This window comes from Streptomyces sp. NPDC043996, from assembly GCF_056435225.1.
In genome coordinates, this window is the sequence record NZ_JBWKEY010000010.1 from 342,605 (window position 1) to 362,961 (window position 20,357).

Genomic DNA, 20,357 nt, shown 5'->3' on the forward strand with positions numbered 1-20,357 from the left:
GAGTCGACCATACCGGCAGCCGTCGCACACACAAGTGCCCTTCGCTCACTCGGAATTACCGGATCCGCGCCCGCCAATTGCTTCCTATACCGGCGTGCGCACCAGTTCGTACGCCTTTCGCAAATCTCGCCCGACATACGTGTGCGTGGCCAGCTCCACCAGGCGCGGGTCCGCGTTGACCGCGACCGAAACGGGCACCGCGGTGAACAGATCCAGATCGGACAGCGAGTCGCCATAGGCGACGCAGTCGGCCGGAGCCACCCCCAACTCTTCACAGAGCCGGTTCGCGATCTCCACCTTGGCCGCGGCGTTGAGGATGCCCTCGGGTTTCACGGGCTCGGTGAACGGAACAGCGGGAAACTGCGAGCCGAACGCGGCGTGCGCACCCCACCCGAGGAGACGCTCCACGAAGAACGAGGGCGAGAGGGAGACCACGGCGCAGTAGTCACCGTTCGCCCGGATCTCGGCCCAGGTGTCCTGGATCCCGGATAGCCAGGGCGCCCCGTCGAAGGCCGCCGCCACCTGCGCGTCCGTGAGCTCTGCCCACAGCTCACGCACCCGTAGGCCATACCCGGCCGAGTCGATGTGCCCCCCGATGAAATCTCGCTCGATCGCGGCTATTTCCCGGTCCAGGCCCAGTTGGCGGGAGATCTCCACGGGTGCCGCCGTGCCGTACAGCAGCGTTCCATCCAGGTCGAAGAGGTGTAGGCGTGCCATGTACGCCGAGGCTAGTACGCGCGGTTACTCCCGCTGTCAGACGCCGTCGGCCAGCACGCCCGGCACGGTGTTTCACGTGAAACTACGTCGCCCCGCTCGTCGGGCCATCCTCGTCGTCCATGTCGCCGCCTCCGCCGGCTGGCTCGGGCTCACCCTTGGGCTCCTCGCACTCGCCACGGCGGCGATCACCACCGACTCCGATCCGGCCGTCGAAGCCTCCGTCCGCGCGATGAAGGTCTTCACCGACTGGCTCGTCCTGCCGCTGGCGTTCCTCACGCTGCTGAGCGGCCTTCTGCTCTCCCTCGGGACGTCCTGGGGGCTCGCCCGCCATCGCTGGGTCTACACGAAGTTCTGGCTGACCCTGGCGACGACGGCCGCGTCGACCTTCGCGCTGCGTCCGGGGGTCAGCGAGGCCGCTGAGAGGGTGTCGGCGGGAGAGCCCTTGGCAAGCTCGACCGACCTCATCGCGGGCCCCATCGTCTCGCTGAGTGCTTACCTCTTCATGACGGCCATCTCCGTGCTCAAGCCCTGGGGCATGACCCGTCGCGGCCGACGACTGCGCACCGCTCACCAGCGAGATCAGCGTGATCACCGGCAGCTTGGCCAAAAGCAGAGTGCTTCTCCCCACAAAGTGGTGGACGGCGAGGTCGTGCGTCAGACAGCCTGACCGCGTGTCGACACCTTCCCTCTCCGCACTGCCCATCCGCCGGCTCACCCCCCGCGACCTCACCGCCTGCGCCGATCTGTCCGAAGACCGCGGCTGGCCCCGCGAGGAACACAAATGGGGACTCCTCCTCGCGGCCGGAAAGGGCTACGGCATCGACGCCCCCGACGGCCCCGGTCTCATCGCCGCGTGCGTCGTGACGCACTACGGGCCGTACGAGAACCCCGGGCTCTCGGCGATCGGCATGGTGCTGGTCGCCGAGCGGCAGGCCCGCAAGGGCATCGGCCGCCATCTGATGCGTCATGTCGTCGAGACCGCGGGCACCACCCCGCTCACGCTCCACGCGACGCCGAACGGCCGCCCGCTCTACGAACAGCTCGGCTTCAAGAACACCGGCCGCGCCGAAATGGTCAAGGGGCACTTCAATCTCAGCCCTTCGGCACCGGTGCCGGACATCACCACGCGGGCGGCGACGGCGGAGGACCTCCCCACCTTGGTGCGGCTCGACACCGAGGTCTTCGGCCTCGACCGCACCCACATGATCACTCGGCTCCCGGCCTTCACGGACCAGCTGCGGGTGGCGGAGGCGGACGGCGAGATCATCGGCTACGCGGGCGCCTGGCCGAACATGGACACCCATGTCATCGGCCCGTTGATCGCCCGGGACACGGACACGGCCAAGGCGCTCATCGCCTCGCTCGGGACCCGCACGGACCGCCCGCTGCGCACGGACATCGACGTGCGCCACGAAACGCTGCTGACCTGGGTGAAGGCCAATGGCATGGAGTCCGTCGCCTTCAACTCCGTGATGACGTACGGAGTCTCGGAGCTGCCCGGAGACTGGACGCGCCGGTTCGCTCCGTTGACGGTGGCGGCGGGCTGAGGCCCAGCGGGGCCGCGGACACGCGAAAGCCCGTTCTCACACACCCAAGCGGTGCGTGCGAACGGGCTTTCTGCTGCGGAGAGGAGAGGCTCAGTGGAGCCTGGCGGGCCCTAGGCCAGCGCCTGCACCGCCGCCGTCGCGAAGCCGTGGTCCTGCTCCGGCGCGCCACCGCCGACGCCGATCGCCCCGATGAGGCGGCCGTCGCGGTGCACGGGCACGCCGCCCGCGATGAACAGCAGCGGCCGGTCGAGCGCCGTGGGCAGCGTGTGGAAGAGGCCGCCGGGCTGCACCGCATCGACGAGGTCGGCGGTCGGGGCGTTCAGCTGGAGCGCGGTGTACGCCTTGCGGGTGCTGGTCTCGCCGGAGATCAGCACGGCCCGGTCGTCGCGCCGGAAGGCGAGCAGGTGGCCACCGGCGTCGAGGACGGTGACGCTGACGGTGACACCGGCCGCTTCGGCGGCGCGGCGGGCCGCGTTCACGAGGGCTTCAGCATCGGCGGTGGTCAGCGGGGCGACAGCAGCGGGGGTGGTGCTCACGAGGGGGTTCTCCTTGGTGGAACGGTCATCGGTGGAGGGCCGGAGTCAGGCTCCGGTGGTCCGCGGGGCGGGGTGATGCTCTGCGGCGGGTGGGTCAGTGGTGGGCGGCGGTCACCCTCTCGGCGACCGGGGTGTGGCCCGTGACGACCTTGCTGGGCGCGGCGGACCAGCGCTCCAGGGCAGCCGACAGGATCGCGAGGGCGAGAGCGGAGGCGGCGAGCAGGGCGCCGACCCAGTTGGGGGCGGTGTAGCCGAGCCCCGTGGAGATGACGACCCCGCCGAGCCAGGCCGCCAGGGCGTTGCCCAGGTTGAAGGCGCCGATGTTGACGGCGGAGGCGAGCGTGGGTGCGCCGGAGGCCTGGTCGAGGACCCGCTTCTGCAGCGGCGGCACGGTCGCGAAGCCCAGGGCGCCGATGAGGACGATGGTCACCGCCGCGGCGATCTTGTTGTGGGCGGTGAGCGTGAAGAGGCCGAGCACCAGGGCCAGGGCGCCGAGCGAGACGTACAGCATGGGCATCAGCGCGCGGTCCGCGAACCGGCCGCCGATCAGGTTGCCGCCGACCATGCCGAGGCCGAACAGGACGAGCAGCCAGGTCACACCGGATTCCGAGTAGCCGGCGACCTCGGTCATCATCGGCGTGATGTAGGTGATGGCCGCGAACACGCCGCCGAAGCCGAGGACGGTCATCGCCATGGCGAGCAGCACCTGCACATTGCGGAACGCGCCGACCTCGTGGCGCAGGCTCACGCCTGCGGGCTTGGGCAGGTCAGGTACGAGCTTGGCGACACCGATCAGGCCGACGACGCCCAGGGCGGCGACGATGACGAAGGTGATCCGCCAGCCGATGGCCTGGCCGACGAAGGTGCCGAGCGGTACGCCGACCACGTTGGCCACGGTCAGGCCCGAGAACATGGTGGCGATGGCCCCGGCCTTCTTCTCCGGTGCGACCAGTTCGGCCGCGACGACCGAGCCGATGCCGAAGAAGGCGCCATGGGCGAGCGAGGCGACGACGCGCCCGGCCAGCATCACGCCGAAGGCCGGGGCCACGGCCGAGAGCAGATTGCCCGCGATGAACAGGCCCATCAGCAGCATCAGCATCCGCTTGCGCGAGATGCGCGTGCCGAGCGCGGTCATCAGCGGGGCGCCGAGCACGACGCCCAGGGCATAGCCGGTGACGAGGAACCCGGCGGTGGGGATGGAGACGTCGAAGTCACCCGCGACCTCGGGAAGAAGCCCCATGATCACGAATTCTGTGGTGCCGATTCCGAAAGCCCCGATCGCGAGGGCTAGAAGCGCGAGAGGCATGGGAGCCACCCTCCAGACGGTTGCAGGAGCGCTTAACGTGCGTCCACAATAGTTGCAGACGCGGGTTAATTGCAAGCGCCGGATATTGCGGCAGTCGACTATCCTGGACGCAGCGACTCCGAGACGCAGAAGACGGACGCAGCGGCTCCGGGGACGCAGAAGACGGAGGAACAGGCATGACAGCGACCGACCCCGCACTCACCGCGCTCGCCCAGGGCTGGTGCGCGCTCTCCCTGCTCCACGGCAAGATCGAGGCTCATGTCGAGCGCGCACTCCAGGCCAAGCACGACCTGAGCGTGCGGGAGTACAGCCTTCTCGACGTCCTCAGCCGCCAGCACGACGGCGAGGGTGGCCATCTGCAGATGAAGCAGGTCGCCGACGCCGTCGTCCTCAGCCAGAGCGCCACCACCCGCCTGGTCACCCGGCTCGAGGAACGCGGCCTGCTCTCGCGCTATCTGTGCCCGACGGACCGGCGCGGCATCTACACCAACGTCAGCGAAAGCGGCACCACGCTGCTCGCCGAGGCACGGCCCACGAACGACACGGCCCTGCGTGAGGCGCTCGACGAGGCCGCGAAGAACCCGGAGCTCGCCCCGCTGGTCAGGGCGGTCGAGACGGTACGCACACCGGCCTGACGGCGGCAACGGCCCGGGCGGCGGAGGCCTCCGCCCGGGCTGACCACTCGGGCGGCGTGCGCATAAGGTGCGGCCATGGGAGATCTTGAGATACGCCCCGCCATCAGCGACGACATCCCCGCGATCGTGGCCATGCTGGCCGACGATCCCCTGGGCGCCCAGCGCGAGTCGCTGGACGACTTCACCCCGTACCTCACGGCGTACGAGCGGCTCGCCGAGGACCCGAACCAGCACCTGGTCGTCGCCGTGCGCGAGGGCCGCGTCGTAGGCACGCTCCAGCTCACGATCATCCCGGGCCTCTCCCGGAAGGGCGCCACCCGGTCGATCATCGAGGGAGTGCGGGTGCACGCCGAGGAGCGGGGCAGCGGCCTCGGCACCCGGTTCATCGAGTGGGCCGTCGACGAATCCCGGCGTCAGGGCTGCCAGTTGGTGCAGCTGACCTCGGACGTCAGCCGCACCGACGCCCACCGCTTCTATGAGCGCTTGGGGTTCACGGCCTCACACGTGGGCTTCAAGCTGCAGCTCTGAAGCGGATGTAGCCCCCTGTGCGGAACGGAAGGCAGAAGCGGGGGAATCGGGAAGCGGGCATGACTCCCTTCACACATCACGCCAAGGGTGGCTGTTTCACGTGAAACAGCCACCCTTGGTCGCTCTGAAGCCCTAGGCGAGCCCTCGCCACCCCGCCGGGTCCACCCCACCCGGTACCGGAGCCTTCGGGTCATACGGCTCACGTGTGAAGACGAAGGACGCCACGTCGAGATGGCTCACCGACCCGTCCGGACGCCGAACCGCCCGCAGCAGCTCCCCCGCGTAGTACCCGTCGAGCCCCGTCCACGTCCCGTCACCGTTCGGCCGGAACAGCGAATCGCGCCCGCCACCGGCCGCCGGGCCCAGCTGGACGGCGCCCTCAGGCGCGAGGCGCAGCACCTGGAGGCTCGTCCCCCAGTACCAGGGCCCGGCCAACTCCAGGACGGACTGGTCGACTTCCGGCAGGGGCCGCCACGGCTCGGGGATGCGCGGCTCGGCCTCCGCCACGATCCCTACGAGTTCGGCCGCCGTCACCATCACGGGCAGCCCCGACGTGCAGTTGGCCAGGACCACCGCGGCGACGTCGTCCTCCTCGCAGGTCCACAGGGCGGCGACGAAACCGGGGAGCGAGCCCCCGTGCCCGGCGAGTGTGCGGCCGTCGTACCGCACGATGCCGACGCCGAGACCGTACGCCTGCTCGGAGGGTTCTCCGGCGATGGCTGTGGGCGTCCGCATCTCCCGGACCGATTCCACGCGCAGCACACGGTCGTCGCCGTGCATCAGGAAGACGGCGAACCGCCCCAGGTCGGCCGTCGTCGACCACAGCTGACCGGCCGGAGCCATCAGCCCCAGGTCCTCCACCGGCTCGGGCATCATCACGTCGGCCCACGGGTGCACGGCCCAACCACCTGCGTGAGGAGCCTGGGGCTGCCCGCTCGTCCGGTGCAGACCGAGGGGTTCGAGGACCTCACGCCGCAGCACTTCCTCCCACGGGGCACCGCGCAGCTCCTCGATCAGCGAACCGAGCACCGTGTAGCCGGGGTTGGAGTAATGGAAGCGGCGGCCGGCGGGGTGCTTGAAGGGCTGCTCGCCCAGAACGTCACTCAGCTCGGGCCGCAGGGTCGCGGAGCTGCGCTCCCACCACTCACCGGGGGTCTCAGCCGCGAGGCCACCCTGATGCGACAGCAGATCGGCGATGGTGACCTCACCGACACCGGTGCCGGGCAGATGCTTCTCCAGCGGGTCGGACAGATCAAGAAGGCCCTCGTCGCGCAGACGCATCACCAGGACAGCGGTGAACGTCTTGGTGATGGACCCGATGCGGTACTGCACGTTCTCGTCCGGTCCGTGGCCCTCCACCGAGGTACGCGCACCGGTCCACACCAGCTCGCCCCCGCGCACGACGGCGGCGGTCAGCGACGGGGCGCGCCCTTGTGCCTGGGCGGTGGCGATGCGATGGGTCAGGGCCCTTCGGGTCGCCGGAAGCAGATCTTCGTTCGTCATGGGGCCAGTCCATAGGGGGCATAGTCCCCGCGTCGAGTCCATTTACGAGGTGCCCCGTCACCCGAAGGCGCATCGCGACGGCATCCTGACCGACCACGCCGCGCCTCCTGTGATGTTTCACGTGAAACACCCCCTGTTGCGCACCGGATGCCCTGGCGGGGAGGGTGGTCCCTCTGCCCCATGACCAAGATCGGGAAGCCGCGCCGATGGACAAGCTGGCCACGTACGAGAAGAACCGCCCGCGGATGTTCGGCCTGGCGTATCGGATGCTGGGCCAAGCCGCCGAAGCCGAAGACGTCGTGCAGGACGCGTATATGCGCTGGGCCGGCAGCGGGCCGGTGGACACGCCGTCGGCCTGGCTCTCCAAGGTGGTGACCAACCTCTGCCTCAACCGGCTGAGCTCGGCGCGCGCCCGCCGCGAGAGCTATGTCGGCCCCTGGCTGCCCGAACCGGTGTTCACCGACACGGGACAGTTGGGTCCGCTGGATACCGTCGAGCAGCGTGACTCCGTGTCGATCGGTCTGCTCGTCCTCCTGGAACGGCTGACGCCCGCCGAGCGGGCGGCCTTCGTCCTGCGTGAGGCCTTCGGATATCCGCACGCGGACATAGCGGATGTGCTGGAGGTCTCGGAAGATCATGCGCGGCAGTTGTACCGGCGCGCCCGTGACCATGTGCGGCAGCCGCGGCAGCGCTTCACCGCGGACCCGGAGCACCGCGCGGAGATGGTGCGCCAGTTCCTGACCGCGGCGACGGACGGCGATGTGGCGGGGCTTGAGCGGCTGCTGGCCAAGGACGTCGTCGTCTGGTCGGACGGCGGTGGCAAGGTGTCCGCGGCACGACGCCCGGTCTTCGGAGCGGACAAGGTCGCACGCCTGCTGATCGGCGTCGCCTCCCATCCACGCGTCGCCGGCGCGGTCTTCGACGTCCGCACCGTCAACGGCGAACCGGCGGTCGTGGCGCACCTCGGCGGTGCGCTCATCGCCGTGATGCATCTGGAGTTCGAGGACGGGAACGTGACGGCCGTGCGCAACCTGGTGAATCCGGCGAAGCTCGCCTTCGCCGCGGCGCAGTCGGCCTGACGCCCGCGCCCGGCCATGTGGCCCACGTCTCGCCGGGAGATGTCACGGATCGGCGCCCTCATCCCGTCGACCTTGTGACGCCACATCGGCGTCGGGACGTCGGAAGGAGAGCGTGATGGCAGCGCGCATCGTGGTTCTGGGAGCGGGCTACGCGGGAGTGGTCGCGGCCAAGTCGATCGCCAAGCGCCCCGGAACCCGCGTGATCCTGGTCAACGCGAGTGACCGGTTCGTCGAGCGGGTCCGTGTGCACCAGGTCGCGGCGGGTCAGGTCGTGCGGCAGCGGCCCATCGCCCAGCTGCTCGCGGGAGCGCCCGTTGAGTTGGTGGTCGACCGGATCGTCGCGGTCGACGCCACCCGCCGCGAGGTCGTCCTCGCCGACGGCGCGCCCCTCGCGTACGACACCCTGGTCTACGCCCTGGGCAGCTTCGCCGACCGCGACGCCGTGCCGGGGGTGGCGGAGCACGCGTACACGCTCGCGGTCGCCGATGACGCGGCGCGGCTGCGGGCACGCCTGTCCGAAGGCGGCAGCGTCACGGTCGTCGGCGGCGGACTCACCGGCATCGAGGCGGCGGCCGAACTGGCCGAGACGCGACCTGAGGTGAAGGTACGCCTGGTCTGCGGGGGCGAGCTCGGCGCGGCGCTGTCCGAGCGAGGGCGGCAGCACCTGCGGCGCGTCTTCGACCGGCTGGGCGTGGAGGTAAGGGACGGCGCCCGGGTCACGCAGGTCCGCGCGGACGGCGTCCTGCTCGCCGATGGCGCGCTCCTCCCCGCGGACACGGTGGTGTGGACGACGGGTTTCCGTGTGCCGGAGATCGCCCGCGAGGCCGGGTTCGCGGTGGACGACCAGGGCCGCATGGTCGTCGACGAGACACTGCGCTCGGTGTCGCACCCGGATGTGTACGCCATCGGTGACGCGGCCGCCGCCCGTCGGCAGAACGGGCAGGAGCTGCGCATGGCCTGCGCCACCGGGCTGCCGGCCGCCGGGCACGTGGCCCAGGCGATCACTGACCGTCTCGCGGGCCGCACCCCGCGCCCGCTGCGCTTCCGCTACGTCAACCAGTGCCTGAGCCTGGGCCGCCGCGATGGTCTCATCCAGTTCGTGCGCGACGACGACACCCCCGTCGAGCGCGTGCTCACCGGGCGCACCGCGGCCTTCTACAAGGAGTTCGTCGTCCGTAGTGCCCTGTCCGCCCAGCGCCACCCGGCCCTGGTCAAGCTCGCGCCCCGTGGCGCGAAGGCAAGCGCCTGAACCTTCCTGGTCAGAGCAGATGCCGGGTTTCGTGGAGGGGCTGACGTCCTCGGGCCTGCCGCCAGGGCGGGCCCGGCCTCGCGGGTGAGGGTCGCGGAAGGTCAGGCGGCGTCCCAGGCCGCCTCGATCATCTGGAAGATCTCGTCCACCGCGGCCTCCGGTTCGGCCGCCTCACGGGCCAGCGCATAGGCGTCGATCACGAACCTCGCGAGCGTCCGGCAGGCCGTCGCGCTCTGCGGCAGGTCGGGATCGGCGACGAGGGCCGTGGCCAGCGACTCCGCGTGGCGCAGCCGCATCGACTCCTCGTACTCCCGCAGGGCGCGTGACTCGTCGATCATGCGGTAGATCGGGGCGGAGCCCTCGGCCGTGCAGTGCCGGACCATGGCCCGGATCTCGTGGCGCAGTGCGGGGATGAGCGGTTCATGCGGCGCGCGCCCGGTGACCGCCTGCGTGAGGCGCTGCTCGAAGTTGTCGTCCTGCTCGAACACCAGGGCCTCTTTCGAGGCGAAGTGGGAGAAGAGCGTGGTGACGGCCACGTCGGCCTCGGCGGCCACGTCACGGATGCCCACCGCGTCGTACCCACGGTCCAGGAAGAGCCGCAGGGCGGTGTCGGCGATCTTCTGGCGGGTCGCGGCCTTCTTGCGTTCGCGGCGTCCGGTCGTCGGCACGGTCATGGCCTGACACTACCAGATTCAAAACAAAAACCGTTTCAAAACCCTAACCGCTAGTGCTACGGTCGGCGGCATGAAGAGAGTGAGCTTCGCCGAGTTCGGCGGTCCGGACGTTCTCCACCTCGAAGACGCCGAGGAGCCCCACGCGGGCCCCGGCCAGATACGCATCGCCGTGCGGGTGGCGGGTGTGAACCCCGTCGACTGGAGGATCCGCGAAGGCCAGTTCCAGCAGGCCCGCCCGATCGAGCTGCCCGCCGGGGTCGGGCAGGACGCCGCCGGGGTGGTGGACGAGGTCGGTGCGGGCGTCGAAGGGGTCGAAGCCGGAGACCACGTATTCGGACGCGGCTCGAACACGTACGCCGAGTTCGCCGTCCTTGCGGCCTGGGCCCATAAGCCCGAGAGCCTGACGTTCGAAGAGGCCGCCGGATACCCCTCCGTGGTGGAGACCGCGCTGCGCGTCCTCCATGAGGTCGGGGTGCGGCCTGGGCAGACGCTGCTGGTCAGCGGCGCGTCCGGGGGTGTCGGATCGGCGGCGCTCCAGATCGCCCGCGACCGCGGCATCACGGTGATCGGCACGGCCGGGGCCGCGAACCAGGACTATCTGCGTGGCCTGGGCGCCCTGGCCACGACGTACGGCGAGGGCTGGGTCGAGCGGGTGCGAAGGCTCGGCCCTGTCGACGCGGCGCTCGACCTGGCCGGATCTGGCGTGATCCGTGAACTCGCCGAACTGACCGGCGACCCGCGGAAGGTGATCTCGATCGCCGACCTCAGCGCGCCGGACCTCGGCGCCCGGTTCTCCGGCGTGACCGGGAACGTGCCGCGAGCCCTCGCCGAGGCCGCCGACCTCATCGCGCGGGGCAAGCTCCACATTCCGGTCGAGAAGTCGTACCCGCTCGCCGACGCGGCGGCGGCGCACATCGACAGCCAGGCCGGTCACACCCGAGGACGCCGGATCATCGTCGTCTGAGCCGCTGCCCCGCACCGGTGGCACCGCCCCGCAGGCCGCCTTCCTTCCAGTGACCCAGCCGCAGCCATCCCGCAGGTGCACGACACGCAAAGGAGCCCCATGCGCACCCCTGTCACGATCATCGGCGCCGGTCTCGGCGGCCTCGTCCTGGCCCGCGTCCTGCACCTCCATGGCATCCCCGCCACGGTCTACGAGGCGGAGTCCTCCCCGGCGGCGCGCTCGCAGGGCGGGATGCTCGACATCCACGAGCGCAACGGCCAACTCGCCCTCAAGGCGGCCGACCTGATGGACGAGTTCCAAGCCCTCGTCCTGGAGGGCCGCCAAGCGATACGGCTCCTCGACCGGAACGGAACCGTCCTGTTCGAAAGGGCCGATGACGGCACCGGCACAAGCCCCGAGGTGCAGCGCGGCGAGCTACGGCGGATCCTGCTCGACGCACTCCCTGACGGCACCGTGCGATGGGGCCACAAGGCCACCGGCGTCCGCGCCCTCTCCGGGGGCCGCCACGAGGTGACCTTCGCGGGCGGCGCCACCGCCGTCACGAGCCTGCTGATCGGCGCGGACGGCGCGTGGTCACGCGTCCGCCCGCTGCTCTCCGCCGCCACACCCGCATACGTCGGCCGGTCCTTCGTCGAGACCCGCCTGCCCGACGCCGACACCCGGCACCCGGCCACCGCGAAGGCGGTCGGTGGCGGGACACTCGTGGCACTCGACCCGGACGGGAACGGGAAGTGGCTCGTGGCGCACCGGGAGCAGGGCGGAACCCTCCACTCCTACATCACACTGGCCAAGCCGCAGGACTGGTTCGCCACCGTCGATTTCACCGATGCCGCCGCGGCCACCGCGCGGATCGCGGAGGAGTACGACGGCTGGGCACCGGAACTCACCGCCCTGATCACCGAAGGCGACACCGCACCGGTCCTGCGCCCCCTCCACGCGCTGCCGGTCGGGCACCGCTGGGACCGAGTGCCGGGAGTGACCCTGCTCGGCGACGCCGCCCACCTCGCGACGCCCAACGGTGAAGGCGCGGGCCTGGCGATGCAGGACGGCGCCGAACTCGGAAAGGCCCTCGCCGCACACCCCGACGACGTCGAGGCAGCCCTCATCGCGTACGAGCGGAACCTGTTCCCCCGCGGCGCCGCGGCCGCCGCCGCGGTCGCCCACGACCCCACTCCCCAGGAGATGATCAGTTTCTTCACGGGCCCCGGAATCCAAGACCCCGCGGCCTTGTGCGTTACGTCTGCGCCATGTCCACGAAGCGCGAGTAGTGGCCCTGGAAGGCGACCGTGATCGTCGCCGTGGGGCCATTACGGTGCTTGCCCACGATGATGTCCGCCTCGCCCGCGCGCGGTGACTCCTTCTCGTAGGCGTCCTCGCGGTGCAACAGGATCACCATGTCGGCGTCCTGCTCGATGGAGCCGGATTCACGCAGGTCGGAGACCTGGGGCTTCTTGTCGGTGCGCTGCTCGGGGCCACGGTTCAGCTGCGAGAGCGCGATGACCGGAACCTCCAGCTCCTTGGCGAGCAGCTTCAGGTTTCGCGACATGTCCGAGACTTCCTGCTGGCGGCTCTCGGCGCGCTTCGAGCCACCGGACTGCATGAGCTGCAGATAGTCGATGATCACGAGCTTGATGTCGGCGCGCTGCTTGAGGCGGCGGCACTTCGCGCGGATCTCCATCATCGACAGGTTCGGGGAATCGTCGATGTAGAGCGGCGCCGCCGAGACCTCGGGCATGCGGCGCGCGAGCCGGGTCCAGTCCTCGTCCGTCATCGTGCCGGAGCGCATGTGGTGCAGCGCCACGCGCGCCTCCGCGGACAGCAGGCGCATCGCGATCTCGTTGCGCCCCATTTCCAGGGAGAAGATGACGCTGGGCAAGTTGTGCTTGATGGAGGCGGCGCGCGCGAAGTCGAGGGCCAGGGTGGACTTACCCATGGCGGGGCGGGCCGCGATGACGATCATCTGGCCGGGGTGCAGGCCGTTCGTCAACGAGTCGAAGTCGGTGAAGCCGGTGGGCACGCCCGTCATCTCGCCGCTGCGGGAGCCGATCGCCTCGATCTCGTCGAGCGCGCCCTCCATGATGTCCGCGAGCGGCAGATAGTCCTCGCTGGTGCGCTGCTCGGTGACGGCGTAGATCTCGGCCTGGGCACTGTTGACGATCTCGTCGACGTCGCCGTCCGCCGCGTATCCCATCTGCGTGATGCGCGTGCCCGCCTCGACCAGGCGGCGCAGGACCGCGCGCTCGTGCACGATCTCCGCGTAGTACTCGGCGTTCGCCGCCGTCGGGACCGTCTGGACCAGCGAGTGCAGATACGAGGGGCCGCCGACCTTGGTGATCTCACCGCGCTTGGTGAGCTCGGCGGCGACCGTGATGGGGTCGGCGGGCTCGCCCTTGGCGTACAGGTCGAGGATCGCGGTGAAGACCGTCTCATGGGCCGGGCGGTAGAAGTCGTGCCCCTTGAGCACCTCGACGACGTCCGCGATGGCGTCCTTCGACAGCAGCATGCCGCCGAGCACGGACTGCTCCGCGTCCAGGTCCTGAGGCGGTACGCGCTCGAACGAGGGGCCGCCGCCGTCCCAGCCGCGATCGTGCTGCTCGTCACGGCCTCGGCCGCCGTCGCGGCGCGGGCCGGACACGGGCAGACGGTCCTCCGGACCACTGTCGGCCCACGGGTCGTCCAAGGGCTCGGAAATGCTCACCGGGCCGCCTCCTCCCGTCCGCCGCGCGGACCTCGCCGTGCCCTTCTTTCCTACGGCACGACACTGACAAATAAGGGGGCCCAGCTCCGGTTCTGACGCGTCGGATTTGCCTGGTTTCCGCGAGGACAGCACGAGGCGGGCGCCGCACCACGGTAGGCCCGCGGGCACCGTCAGCCAATCTGGTTATCCACAGGCGCTGTGTATGACGGGCCCGATGCTGTGGAGAACCCCGGGAAACCTGTGCACGACCCGGTGGACAGCCCTGTGAACAAGCCCTCAGGGCACTTTCCGCACCCGCTCTGACCTGCACCTTTCCCATCCACCGGCTGTGCAGAAGAAAAACTTCCCCGGTCGGCCCAAGATCTCCCCGCGCGTGGTCGGCCGCGACGCCCAACCCGGACCCGAGTAAGGGTCCTAAGTCAATTGCATCTCTTACCTGTGGAAGATTAGATTGGTGCCCATGACACAGGCTCCCGCGGCGCCCAAGGCCGCCCGGCGACGACACGACCGAGAGATCGTCGCACTCGCCGTCCCCGCCTTCGGCGCGCTCGTGGCGGAGCCTCTCTTCGTCATGGCCGACAGCGCCATCGTCGGCCACCTCGGCACCGCGCAGCTCGCCGGTCTCGGCATCGCCTCGGCCCTCCTGACCACGGCCGTCAGCGTCTTCGTCTTCCTCGCCTACGCCACCACCGCCGCCGTATCCCGACGCGTCGGCGCCGGAGACCTCCAGGCCGCCATCCGGCAGGGCATGGACGGCATCTGGCTCGCCCTGATCCTCGGCGCCGCCGTCATCGCCGTCGCTCTGCCCACGGCGCCCGCGGTCGTGGACCTCTTCGGCGCCTCCGACTCGGCGGCACCGTACGCGATCACCTATCTGCGGATCTCCATCCTCGGCATCCCCGCGATGCTGGTGGTGCTCGCCGCCACCGGTGTCCTGCGCGGCCTCCAGGACACCAAGACACCGCTGTACGTGGCCGTGGGGGGCTTCGTCGCGAACGGCTTGCTCAATGTGCTCCTCGTCTACGGCGCGGGCCTCGGCATCGCCGGGTCCGCCTGGGGCACCGTGCTCGCCCAGTTCGGCATGGCCGCCGTCTATCTGACCGTCGTCGTCCGTGGCGCCCGGCGCCACGGCGCCTCACTACGCCCGGACGCGGCCGGGATCAGGGCCTGCGCACAGGCCGGCGTCCCGCTCCTGGCCCGCACCCTGTCGCTGAAGGCGATCCTCGTCATCGCCACCGCCGTGGCCGCCCGCCTCGGCGACGCCGACATCGCCGCCCACCAGATCGTCCTGTCCCTGTGGAGCCTGCTGTCCTTCGCCCTGGACGCCATCGCGATCGCCGGGCAGGCCATCATCGGCCGCTACCTGGGAGCGAACGACGCGGAAGGCGCGCGCGACGCCTGCCGCCGCATGGTGCAGTGGGGCTTCGCCTCGGGTGTCGTCCTCGGCCTGCTCGTCATCGTGGCCCGGCCCGTCTTCGTCCCGCTGTTCACCAGCGACAGCGCCGTCCAGGACGCGGCGCTGCCCGCCCTGATGGTGATAGCCCTGGCCCAGCCGATCTGCGGCATCGTCTACGTCCTCGACGGCGTCCTCATGGGCGCGGGGGACGGGCCCTATCTGGCCTGGGCGATGCTGATCACCCTGGCGGTGTTCACGCCTGTCGCGCTGCTCGTGCCCACCCTCGGTGGGGCACTCACCACCCTGTGGGTCGCGATGACGCTCATGATGACCGTGCGCATGCTCACGCTGTGGCTGCGCTCCCGGTCGGGCCGCTGGATCGTCACAGGGGCGACGCGCTGACGCGAGCGCGGGCCACCGGCCACCGGCCACCAGCCACCAGCCACCAGCCACCAGCCACCAGCCACCAGCTGGAGCCAACACGATGTTTCACGTGAAACGGCCGTTTCACGTGAAACGGTCAGCTCCACCGCACCCCACGGCGAACTCCACACCGCGCCTCCACGGCGAAGGGACCGCACCCCATGGGTGCGGCCCCTTCACTCAGTCCTGCGAGCGCAATGCTCAGGCAGCGACGACCTCGACGTTGACCTTGGCGGCAACCTCGGGGTGCAGACGCACGGACGTCGCGTGGGCGCCCAGCGTCTTGATCGGCGCGCCCAGCTCGACGCGGCGCTTGTCGACCTTCGGGCCACCGGCAGCCTCGATCGCCGAAGCGACGTCGGCCGGGGTGACGGAACCGAAGAGACGACCGGCGTCGCCGGAGCGGACGGCCAGACGGACCTTGACGCCCTCGAGCTGGGCCTTGATCTCGTTGGCCTGCTCGATGGTCGCGATCTCGTGGATCTTGCGCGCACGACGGATCTGCGCGACGTCCTTCTCGCCACCCTTGGTCCAGCGAATCGCGAAGTTCCGCGGGATCAGGTAGTTGCGAGCGTAGCCGTCCTTGACGTCGACGACGTCGCCAGCGGCACCGAGGCCGGAGACCTCGTGGGTCAGGATGATCTTCATGTTTCGGTCACCCTTCCCTTATCGCGCGGTGGACGTGTAGGGCAGCAGCGCCATCTCACGGCTGTTCTTCACGGCCGTGGCGACGTCACGCTGGTGCTGCGTGCAGTTGCCGGTCACGCGGCGGGCACGGATCTTGCCGCGGTCGGAAATGAACTTCCGCAGCATGTTCGTGTCCTTGTAGTCCACGTACTGGACCTTGTCCTTGCAGAAAGCGCAGACCTTTTTCTTCGGCTTGCGCACAGGCGGCTTCGCCATGGTGTTTCTCCTGTGTGATCAAGAAGTGTGGGTACGACCCGCCTTCTCGCCCTGAGGCCTACGGCCCGAGGCTAGAAGGGGGGCTCGTCCGAGTAGCCGCCGCCGGAGCCGCCGGAGTTTCCACCCCAGCCGCCACCGCCGCCGCCCTGCTGCTGACCGCCGCCACCGGCGGCCGGCGCACCGGTCGCCCAGGGGTCGTCGGCGGGAGCACCGCCGCCACCCTGCTGCTGGCCGCCGCCGGAGCCACCGCCCCAGCCGCCGCCCTGCTGGCCGCCGCCACCGCCGCCGTATCCACCCTGGCCGCCGCGACCGGTGGTCTTGGTGACCTTGGCCGTGGCGTTCTTCAGGCTGGCGCCGACTTCCTCGACGTCCAGCTCGTAGACCGTGCGCTTGATGCCCTCACGGTCCTCGTAGGACCGCTGCTTCAGCCGGCCCTGCACGATGACGCGCATGCCTCGCTGGAGCGACTCAGCGACGTTCTCCGCCGCCTGACGCCAGACCGAGCAGGTCAGGAACAGGCTCTCGCCGTCCTTCCACTCATTGGTCTGCCGGTCGAAGGTGCGGGGAGTGGACGCGACGCGGAACTTCGCGACCGCCGCACCGGACGGGGTGAAGCGCAGCTCGGGGTCGTCGACAAGATTGCCGACGACCGTGATGACGGTCTCGCCTGCCATTGGGGGTACCTCTCGGCGGGTTTGCTGCTGGCTGCTGGTACTGCTACTCGGATCCCGAGTGCCGCTGAGCCTCAGGGCTCAACGGAGCTGAGCCAGGGCTCAGTGGGTCTCGGGACGGAGGACCTTGGTCCGGAGGACCGACTCGTTCAGGTTCATCTGGCGGTCGAGCTCCTTGACGACCGCAGGCTCGGCCTGCAGGTCGATGACCGAGTAGATGCCCTCGGGCTTCTTCTTGATCTCGTACGAGAGACGACGACGGCCCCAGGTGTCGACCTTCTCGACCTTTCCGTTGCCCTCACGGACGACGGAGAGGAAGTTCTCGATCAGCGGGGAGACAGCTCGCTCCTCGAGATCGGGGTCGAGGATGACCATCACCTCGTAGTGACGCATGTGGAACCCACCTCCTTTGGACTCAGCGGCCACGGTCGTTCCGTGGCAGGAGGGTCGTGATGCGTAAGCAACGGTATCGGCCACCACTGACAATTGAGCGCCCCGATCGGAGGTCCGAGGGGAGCCGTGTCATGCGGCTGTACCAGTCAGTGACTGGGCAGTGACTGATCAAGGCAGACACCGGTGCAGACGGTACAGACTACCCGCACAGAGGCTTCCGGTTGAAATCCGACGGCGGGCGGGCAGAATCTGTACACATCGGGTGTGTATGGCGCTACGATGCGCTGCTCTCCGCGGGAGGTGCCTCCATGGCACAGACAATGCGACGCGACACCGCCGGCTCGCTCTTCGCCACCGACGGCAAGCCTCATCCGCTCCAGGACACGCTCCTGGGCGTGACGCTGATCCTCGGCGCGATCGCCTTCGTGTCCGCGATGTTCCACAACCTCCATCTGCTCAGCTCCTGGACCGGCCTGGTGGGGATCTTCACCGGCGCGTACGGGCAGTTCATCTCGGTCACGACGCGGGAGCGCTTCTTCCTGATCGTCGGCCTCGGCGCGTGCGCCGTCGGCTTCTTCCTCGGCATGGCGCACGGCGGCCTCTTCGGAGGCCTCTGGTGACCACCGGCGGCCTCTGGTGACCGACAGCGGCCTCCCGTGATGGGCGGGGGCCGTGGGAGACCAGAGCGCCGCCCCATTTGACCTTCCGGACCGGTTTCGGACCGGTCCGGACCACCCCTGGTCGGAGACGGACCAGAGAGAAGGTTCCATACGCCCAGACGGGGCGCTCGCAGGGCGCAGTAGGCTTCGGCGCTAGAGCCGGAGCCCCTGTACCCATGGGGACACACCAGCCCGAGGAGCGCCGCGAATGAGCCTGACCCTGAGGACCATCAGCCGAGAGCAACATCTGGCGTACATCCAGAGCCTGCCGTCGGCGAGCCATTGCCAGGTCCCCGCATGGGCAGACGTGAAGAGTGAATGGCGTTCGGAGAGCCTCGGCTGGTTCGACGAGCGGACCCACCAATTGGTGGGCGTGGGCCTGGTGCTCTACCGCCAACTGCCCAAGGTGAAGCGCTATCTCGCGTATCTGCCCGAGGGCCCGGTCATCAACTGGTACGCGCCGAACCTGGACGACTGGCTGCAGCCGATGCTCGCGCATCTGAAGAAGCAGGGCGCCTTCTCGGTGAAGATGGGCCCGCCCGTCGTCATCCGCCGCTGGGACGCTCCCGCGATCAAGTCGGGCATCCAGAACCCCGACGTGAAGCGGCTGCGCGACATCGAGGCCACGCACATCGAGCCGCGCGCCTTCGAGGTCTCCGACAAGCTGCGCCGCATGGGCTGGCAGCAGGGCGAGGACGGCGGCGCCGGATTCGGCGACGTGCAGCCCCGCTATGTCTTCCAGGTGCCGCTGGCCAACCGCTCGCTGGACGAGGTCCTCAAGAACTTCAACCAGCTGTGGCGCCGCAACATCAAGAAGGCCGAGAAGGCCGGTGTCGAGGTCGTCCAGGGCGGCTACAACGACCTGCCCGAGTGGCAGCGCCTGTACGAGATCACGGCGATCCGCGACAAGTTCCGGCCGCGGCCGCTGAGCTACTTCCAGCAGCAGTGGCGGGCCCTCAACTCCGAGGACCCCAACCGCATGCGGCTGTACTTCGCGCGGCACAACGGCGTGAACCTTTCGGCGGCGACGATGCTCGTCGTGGGCGGACACGTCTGGTACTCCTACGGCGCGTCCGACAACATCGGGCGTGAGGTCCGGCCCTCGAACGCGATGCAGTGGCGGATGCTGCGCGACGCCTACGCCTTGGGCGCTTCCGTCTACGACCTGCGCGGAATCTCCGACTCGCTGGACGAGACCGACCACCTCTTCGGCCTGATCCAGTTCAAGGTCGGCACCGGTGGCGAGGCCGTCGAATACGTCGGTGAGTGGGACTTCCCGCTGAACAAGCTGCTGCACAAGGCGCTCGACATCTACATGTCGCGTCGCTGATCCCGCGCAGTCTCCTGTCTCAATTCCCTTCATATCTCTGATACACCGCAGACCCCAGAAAGGTTCCGGGACCAGCCATGGCGCTCACGCTCTATGTCGACACCGCGCGCTGGCGGGCACACCAGAAGCACGTGCTTGACCAGTTCCCAGGCATCGTCCCGGTCTGCAAGGGCAACGGCTACGGCTTCGGACACGAGCGCCTCGCCGAAGAGGCCACGCGGTTCGGCGCCGACATCCTTGCCGTCGGGACGACCTACGAAGCCGCCCGGATCAAGGACTGGTTCGGCGGCGACCTGCTCGTCCTCACCCCGTTCCGCCGGGGCGAGGAGCCGGTTCCGCTGCCCGACCGCGTGATCCGCTCCGTGTCGTCGCTCGATGGCGTGCACGGGCTCGTGGGGGCCCGCGTCGTCATCGAGGTCATGTCCTCCATGAAGCGCCACGGCGTCAGCGAGCAGGATCTGCCGCACCTGCACGCCGCGATCGAGGACGTGCGCCTCGAGGGCTTCGCGATCCACCTGCCCCTCGACCGGCCCGACGGCTCGGACGCCGTCGACGAGGTCATCGGGTGGATGGACCGGCTGCGCACGGCGGGGCTGCCGCTGCACACGATGTTCGTCAGCCATCTCAAGGCCGATGAACTCGTGCGCCTGCGACAGCAGTTCCCGCAGACCCACTTCCGTGCGCGCATCGGCACGCACCTGTGGCTGGGCGACCACCACGCGACCGAGTACCGGGGCGCGGTCCTGGACGTGACGCGCGTCGCCAAGGGGGACCGTTTCGGCTACCGCCAGCAGAAGGCCGCGTCCGACGGCTGGCTGGTCGTGGTCGCGGGCGGCACCTCGCACGGCGTCGGCCTGGAGGCGCCGAAGGCGCTGCACGGCATGGTGCCGCGCGCCAAGGGCGTGGCCCGCGCGGGCCTCGCGACCGTCAACCGCAACCTGTCCCCGTTCGTCTGGGGCAGCAAGCAGCGCTGGTTCGCCGAGCCCCCGCACATGCAGGTGTCGCTCCTGTTCGTGCCGTCGGACGCGCCGGAGCCGACGGTGGGCGAGGAGCTCGTGGCCCATCTGCGGCACACGACCACGCAGTTCGACCGGATCGTCGATCGCTGACCCGCAGCCGCAACGGCGAAGGGCCGGGCGCGACGGA

At 69.7% G+C, this 20,357-nt stretch carries 22 protein-coding genes; 12 read left to right on the top strand and 10 right to left on the bottom strand.

Going from position 1 to position 20,357, the window contains the following annotated elements:
- Positions 1-84 precede the first annotated feature (84 nt).
- The gene (locus AC07A4_RS26975) at positions 85-717 is read right to left on the bottom strand and encodes an HAD family hydrolase (protein ID WP_478603068.1); all 633 of its coding nucleotides are present in this window, start codon (positions 715-717) and stop codon (positions 85-87) included.
- 76 nt (positions 718-793) lie between these two features.
- Between AC07A4_RS26975 and AC07A4_RS26980 the strand changes: the two genes are divergently transcribed.
- Positions 794-1,384 carry a DUF2269 domain-containing protein gene (locus AC07A4_RS26980; RefSeq protein WP_478603177.1) on the top strand — a complete coding sequence of 197 codons (591 nt, stop codon included), beginning with the start codon at positions 794-796 and terminating at the stop codon, positions 1,382-1,384.
- A gap of 4 nt (positions 1,385-1,388) precedes the next feature.
- Positions 1,389-2,264, top strand: a complete 876-nt coding sequence (locus AC07A4_RS26985) for a GNAT family N-acetyltransferase (protein WP_478603070.1) — start codon at positions 1,389-1,391, stop codon at positions 2,262-2,264.
- 110 nt (positions 2,265-2,374) lie between these two features.
- Here AC07A4_RS26985 and AC07A4_RS26990 read toward each other — a convergent pair whose 3' ends face one another.
- On the bottom strand, positions 2,375-2,800 hold the full coding sequence (locus AC07A4_RS26990; RefSeq protein ID WP_478603071.1) for a GlcG/HbpS family heme-binding protein: 426 nt from the start codon (positions 2,798-2,800) through the stop codon (positions 2,375-2,377).
- Between the two features lie 94 nt (positions 2,801-2,894).
- Positions 2,895-4,106: an MFS transporter gene (locus tag AC07A4_RS26995; RefSeq protein WP_478603073.1), complete on the bottom strand. Its 1,212-nt coding sequence runs from the start codon at positions 4,104-4,106 to the stop codon at positions 2,895-2,897.
- A 176-nt stretch (positions 4,107-4,282) separates the two neighbouring features.
- Here AC07A4_RS26995 and AC07A4_RS27000 point away from each other — a divergent pair, with 176 nt between their 5' ends.
- Complete coding sequence (locus AC07A4_RS27000; protein ID WP_478603075.1) at positions 4,283-4,741, top strand: MarR family winged helix-turn-helix transcriptional regulator; 459 nt, start codon at positions 4,283-4,285, stop codon at positions 4,739-4,741.
- A gap of 75 nt (positions 4,742-4,816) precedes the next feature.
- Positions 4,817-5,269 carry an N-acetyltransferase family protein gene (locus tag AC07A4_RS27005; protein WP_478603076.1) on the top strand — a complete coding sequence of 151 codons (453 nt, stop codon included), beginning with the start codon at positions 4,817-4,819 and terminating at the stop codon, positions 5,267-5,269.
- 132 nt (positions 5,270-5,401) lie between these two features.
- Here the strand turns inward: AC07A4_RS27005 and AC07A4_RS27010 are convergent, their stop codons facing one another.
- Complete coding sequence (locus tag AC07A4_RS27010; protein WP_478603078.1) at positions 5,402-6,772, bottom strand: serine hydrolase domain-containing protein; 1,371 nt, start codon at positions 6,770-6,772, stop codon at positions 5,402-5,404.
- A 206-nt stretch (positions 6,773-6,978) separates the two neighbouring features.
- On the opposite strand from AC07A4_RS27010, the gene AC07A4_RS27015 reads away from it, so the two are divergent.
- Both AC07A4_RS27015 and AC07A4_RS27020 read left to right on the top strand, forming a co-directional pair.
- Positions 6,979-7,851: an RNA polymerase sigma-70 factor gene (locus tag AC07A4_RS27015; protein ID WP_478603080.1), complete on the top strand. Its 873-nt coding sequence runs from the start codon at positions 6,979-6,981 to the stop codon at positions 7,849-7,851.
- Between the two features lie 115 nt (positions 7,852-7,966).
- On the top strand, positions 7,967-9,100 hold the full coding sequence (locus AC07A4_RS27020; RefSeq protein WP_478603081.1) for an NAD(P)/FAD-dependent oxidoreductase: 1,134 nt from the start codon (positions 7,967-7,969) through the stop codon (positions 9,098-9,100).
- A gap of 101 nt (positions 9,101-9,201) precedes the next feature.
- Here the strand turns inward: AC07A4_RS27020 and AC07A4_RS27025 are convergent, their stop codons facing one another.
- A complete protein-coding gene (locus AC07A4_RS27025) occupies positions 9,202-9,774 on the bottom strand; it encodes a TetR/AcrR family transcriptional regulator (RefSeq protein ID WP_478603083.1) in 573 nt (190 codons plus the stop codon).
- Positions 9,775-9,844: 70 nt separating this feature from the next.
- On the opposite strand from AC07A4_RS27025, the gene AC07A4_RS27030 reads away from it, so the two are divergent.
- Both AC07A4_RS27030 and AC07A4_RS27035 read left to right on the top strand, forming a co-directional pair.
- Positions 9,845-10,738 carry an NADP-dependent oxidoreductase gene (locus AC07A4_RS27030; RefSeq protein ID WP_478603085.1) on the top strand — a complete coding sequence of 298 codons (894 nt, stop codon included), beginning with the start codon at positions 9,845-9,847 and terminating at the stop codon, positions 10,736-10,738.
- Between the two features lie 99 nt (positions 10,739-10,837).
- Positions 10,838-12,028, top strand: coding sequence for an FAD-dependent oxidoreductase (locus tag AC07A4_RS27035; RefSeq protein WP_478603087.1), 1,191 nt, complete (start codon positions 10,838-10,840; stop codon positions 12,026-12,028).
- Here AC07A4_RS27035 and dnaB read toward each other — a convergent pair.
- Complete coding sequence (gene dnaB / locus AC07A4_RS27040; protein ID WP_478603089.1) at positions 11,973-13,436, bottom strand: replicative DNA helicase; 1,464 nt, start codon at positions 13,434-13,436, stop codon at positions 11,973-11,975. The two genes, AC07A4_RS27035 and dnaB, sit on opposite strands and share 56 nt — an antisense overlap.
- 460 nt (positions 13,437-13,896) lie before the next feature.
- On the opposite strand from dnaB, the gene AC07A4_RS27045 reads away from it, so the two are divergent.
- Positions 13,897-15,234: an MATE family efflux transporter gene (locus AC07A4_RS27045; protein ID WP_478603090.1), complete on the top strand. Its 1,338-nt coding sequence runs from the start codon at positions 13,897-13,899 to the stop codon at positions 15,232-15,234.
- Positions 15,235-15,456: 222 nt separating this feature from the next.
- On the opposite strand, the gene rplI is transcribed toward AC07A4_RS27045, so the two are convergent.
- The 4 genes from rplI to rpsF form a co-directional block, all read right to left on the bottom strand.
- Positions 15,457-15,903, bottom strand: coding sequence for a 50S ribosomal protein L9 (rplI, locus tag AC07A4_RS27050; protein WP_478603092.1), 447 nt, complete (start codon positions 15,901-15,903; stop codon positions 15,457-15,459).
- Positions 15,904-15,921: 18 nt separating this feature from the next.
- Complete coding sequence (gene rpsR, locus AC07A4_RS27055; protein WP_006381652.1) at positions 15,922-16,158, bottom strand: 30S ribosomal protein S18; 237 nt, start codon at positions 16,156-16,158, stop codon at positions 15,922-15,924.
- Between the two features lie 71 nt (positions 16,159-16,229).
- A complete protein-coding gene (locus tag AC07A4_RS27060) occupies positions 16,230-16,832 on the bottom strand; it encodes a single-stranded DNA-binding protein (protein ID WP_478603094.1) in 603 nt (200 codons plus the stop codon).
- Between the two features lie 99 nt (positions 16,833-16,931).
- Complete coding sequence (gene rpsF / locus AC07A4_RS27065; RefSeq protein WP_006604399.1) at positions 16,932-17,222, bottom strand: 30S ribosomal protein S6; 291 nt, start codon at positions 17,220-17,222, stop codon at positions 16,932-16,934.
- Between the two features lie 308 nt (positions 17,223-17,530).
- On the opposite strand from rpsF, the gene AC07A4_RS27070 reads away from it, so the two are divergent.
- The 3 genes from AC07A4_RS27070 (at position 17,531) to AC07A4_RS27080 (ending at position 20,320) form a co-directional block, all read left to right on the top strand.
- Positions 17,531-17,842 carry a hypothetical protein gene (locus AC07A4_RS27070; protein ID WP_478603098.1) on the top strand — a complete coding sequence of 104 codons (312 nt, stop codon included), beginning with the start codon at positions 17,531-17,533 and terminating at the stop codon, positions 17,840-17,842.
- Between the two features lie 247 nt (positions 17,843-18,089).
- The gene (locus AC07A4_RS27075; protein WP_478603100.1) at positions 18,090-19,211 is read left to right on the top strand and encodes a lipid II:glycine glycyltransferase FemX; all 1,122 of its coding nucleotides are present in this window, start codon (positions 18,090-18,092) and stop codon (positions 19,209-19,211) included.
- A 77-nt stretch (positions 19,212-19,288) separates the two neighbouring features.
- On the top strand, positions 19,289-20,320 hold the full coding sequence (locus AC07A4_RS27080; RefSeq protein WP_478603101.1) for an alanine racemase: 1,032 nt from the start codon (positions 19,289-19,291) through the stop codon (positions 20,318-20,320).
- Positions 20,321-20,357: the final 37 nt, after the last annotated feature.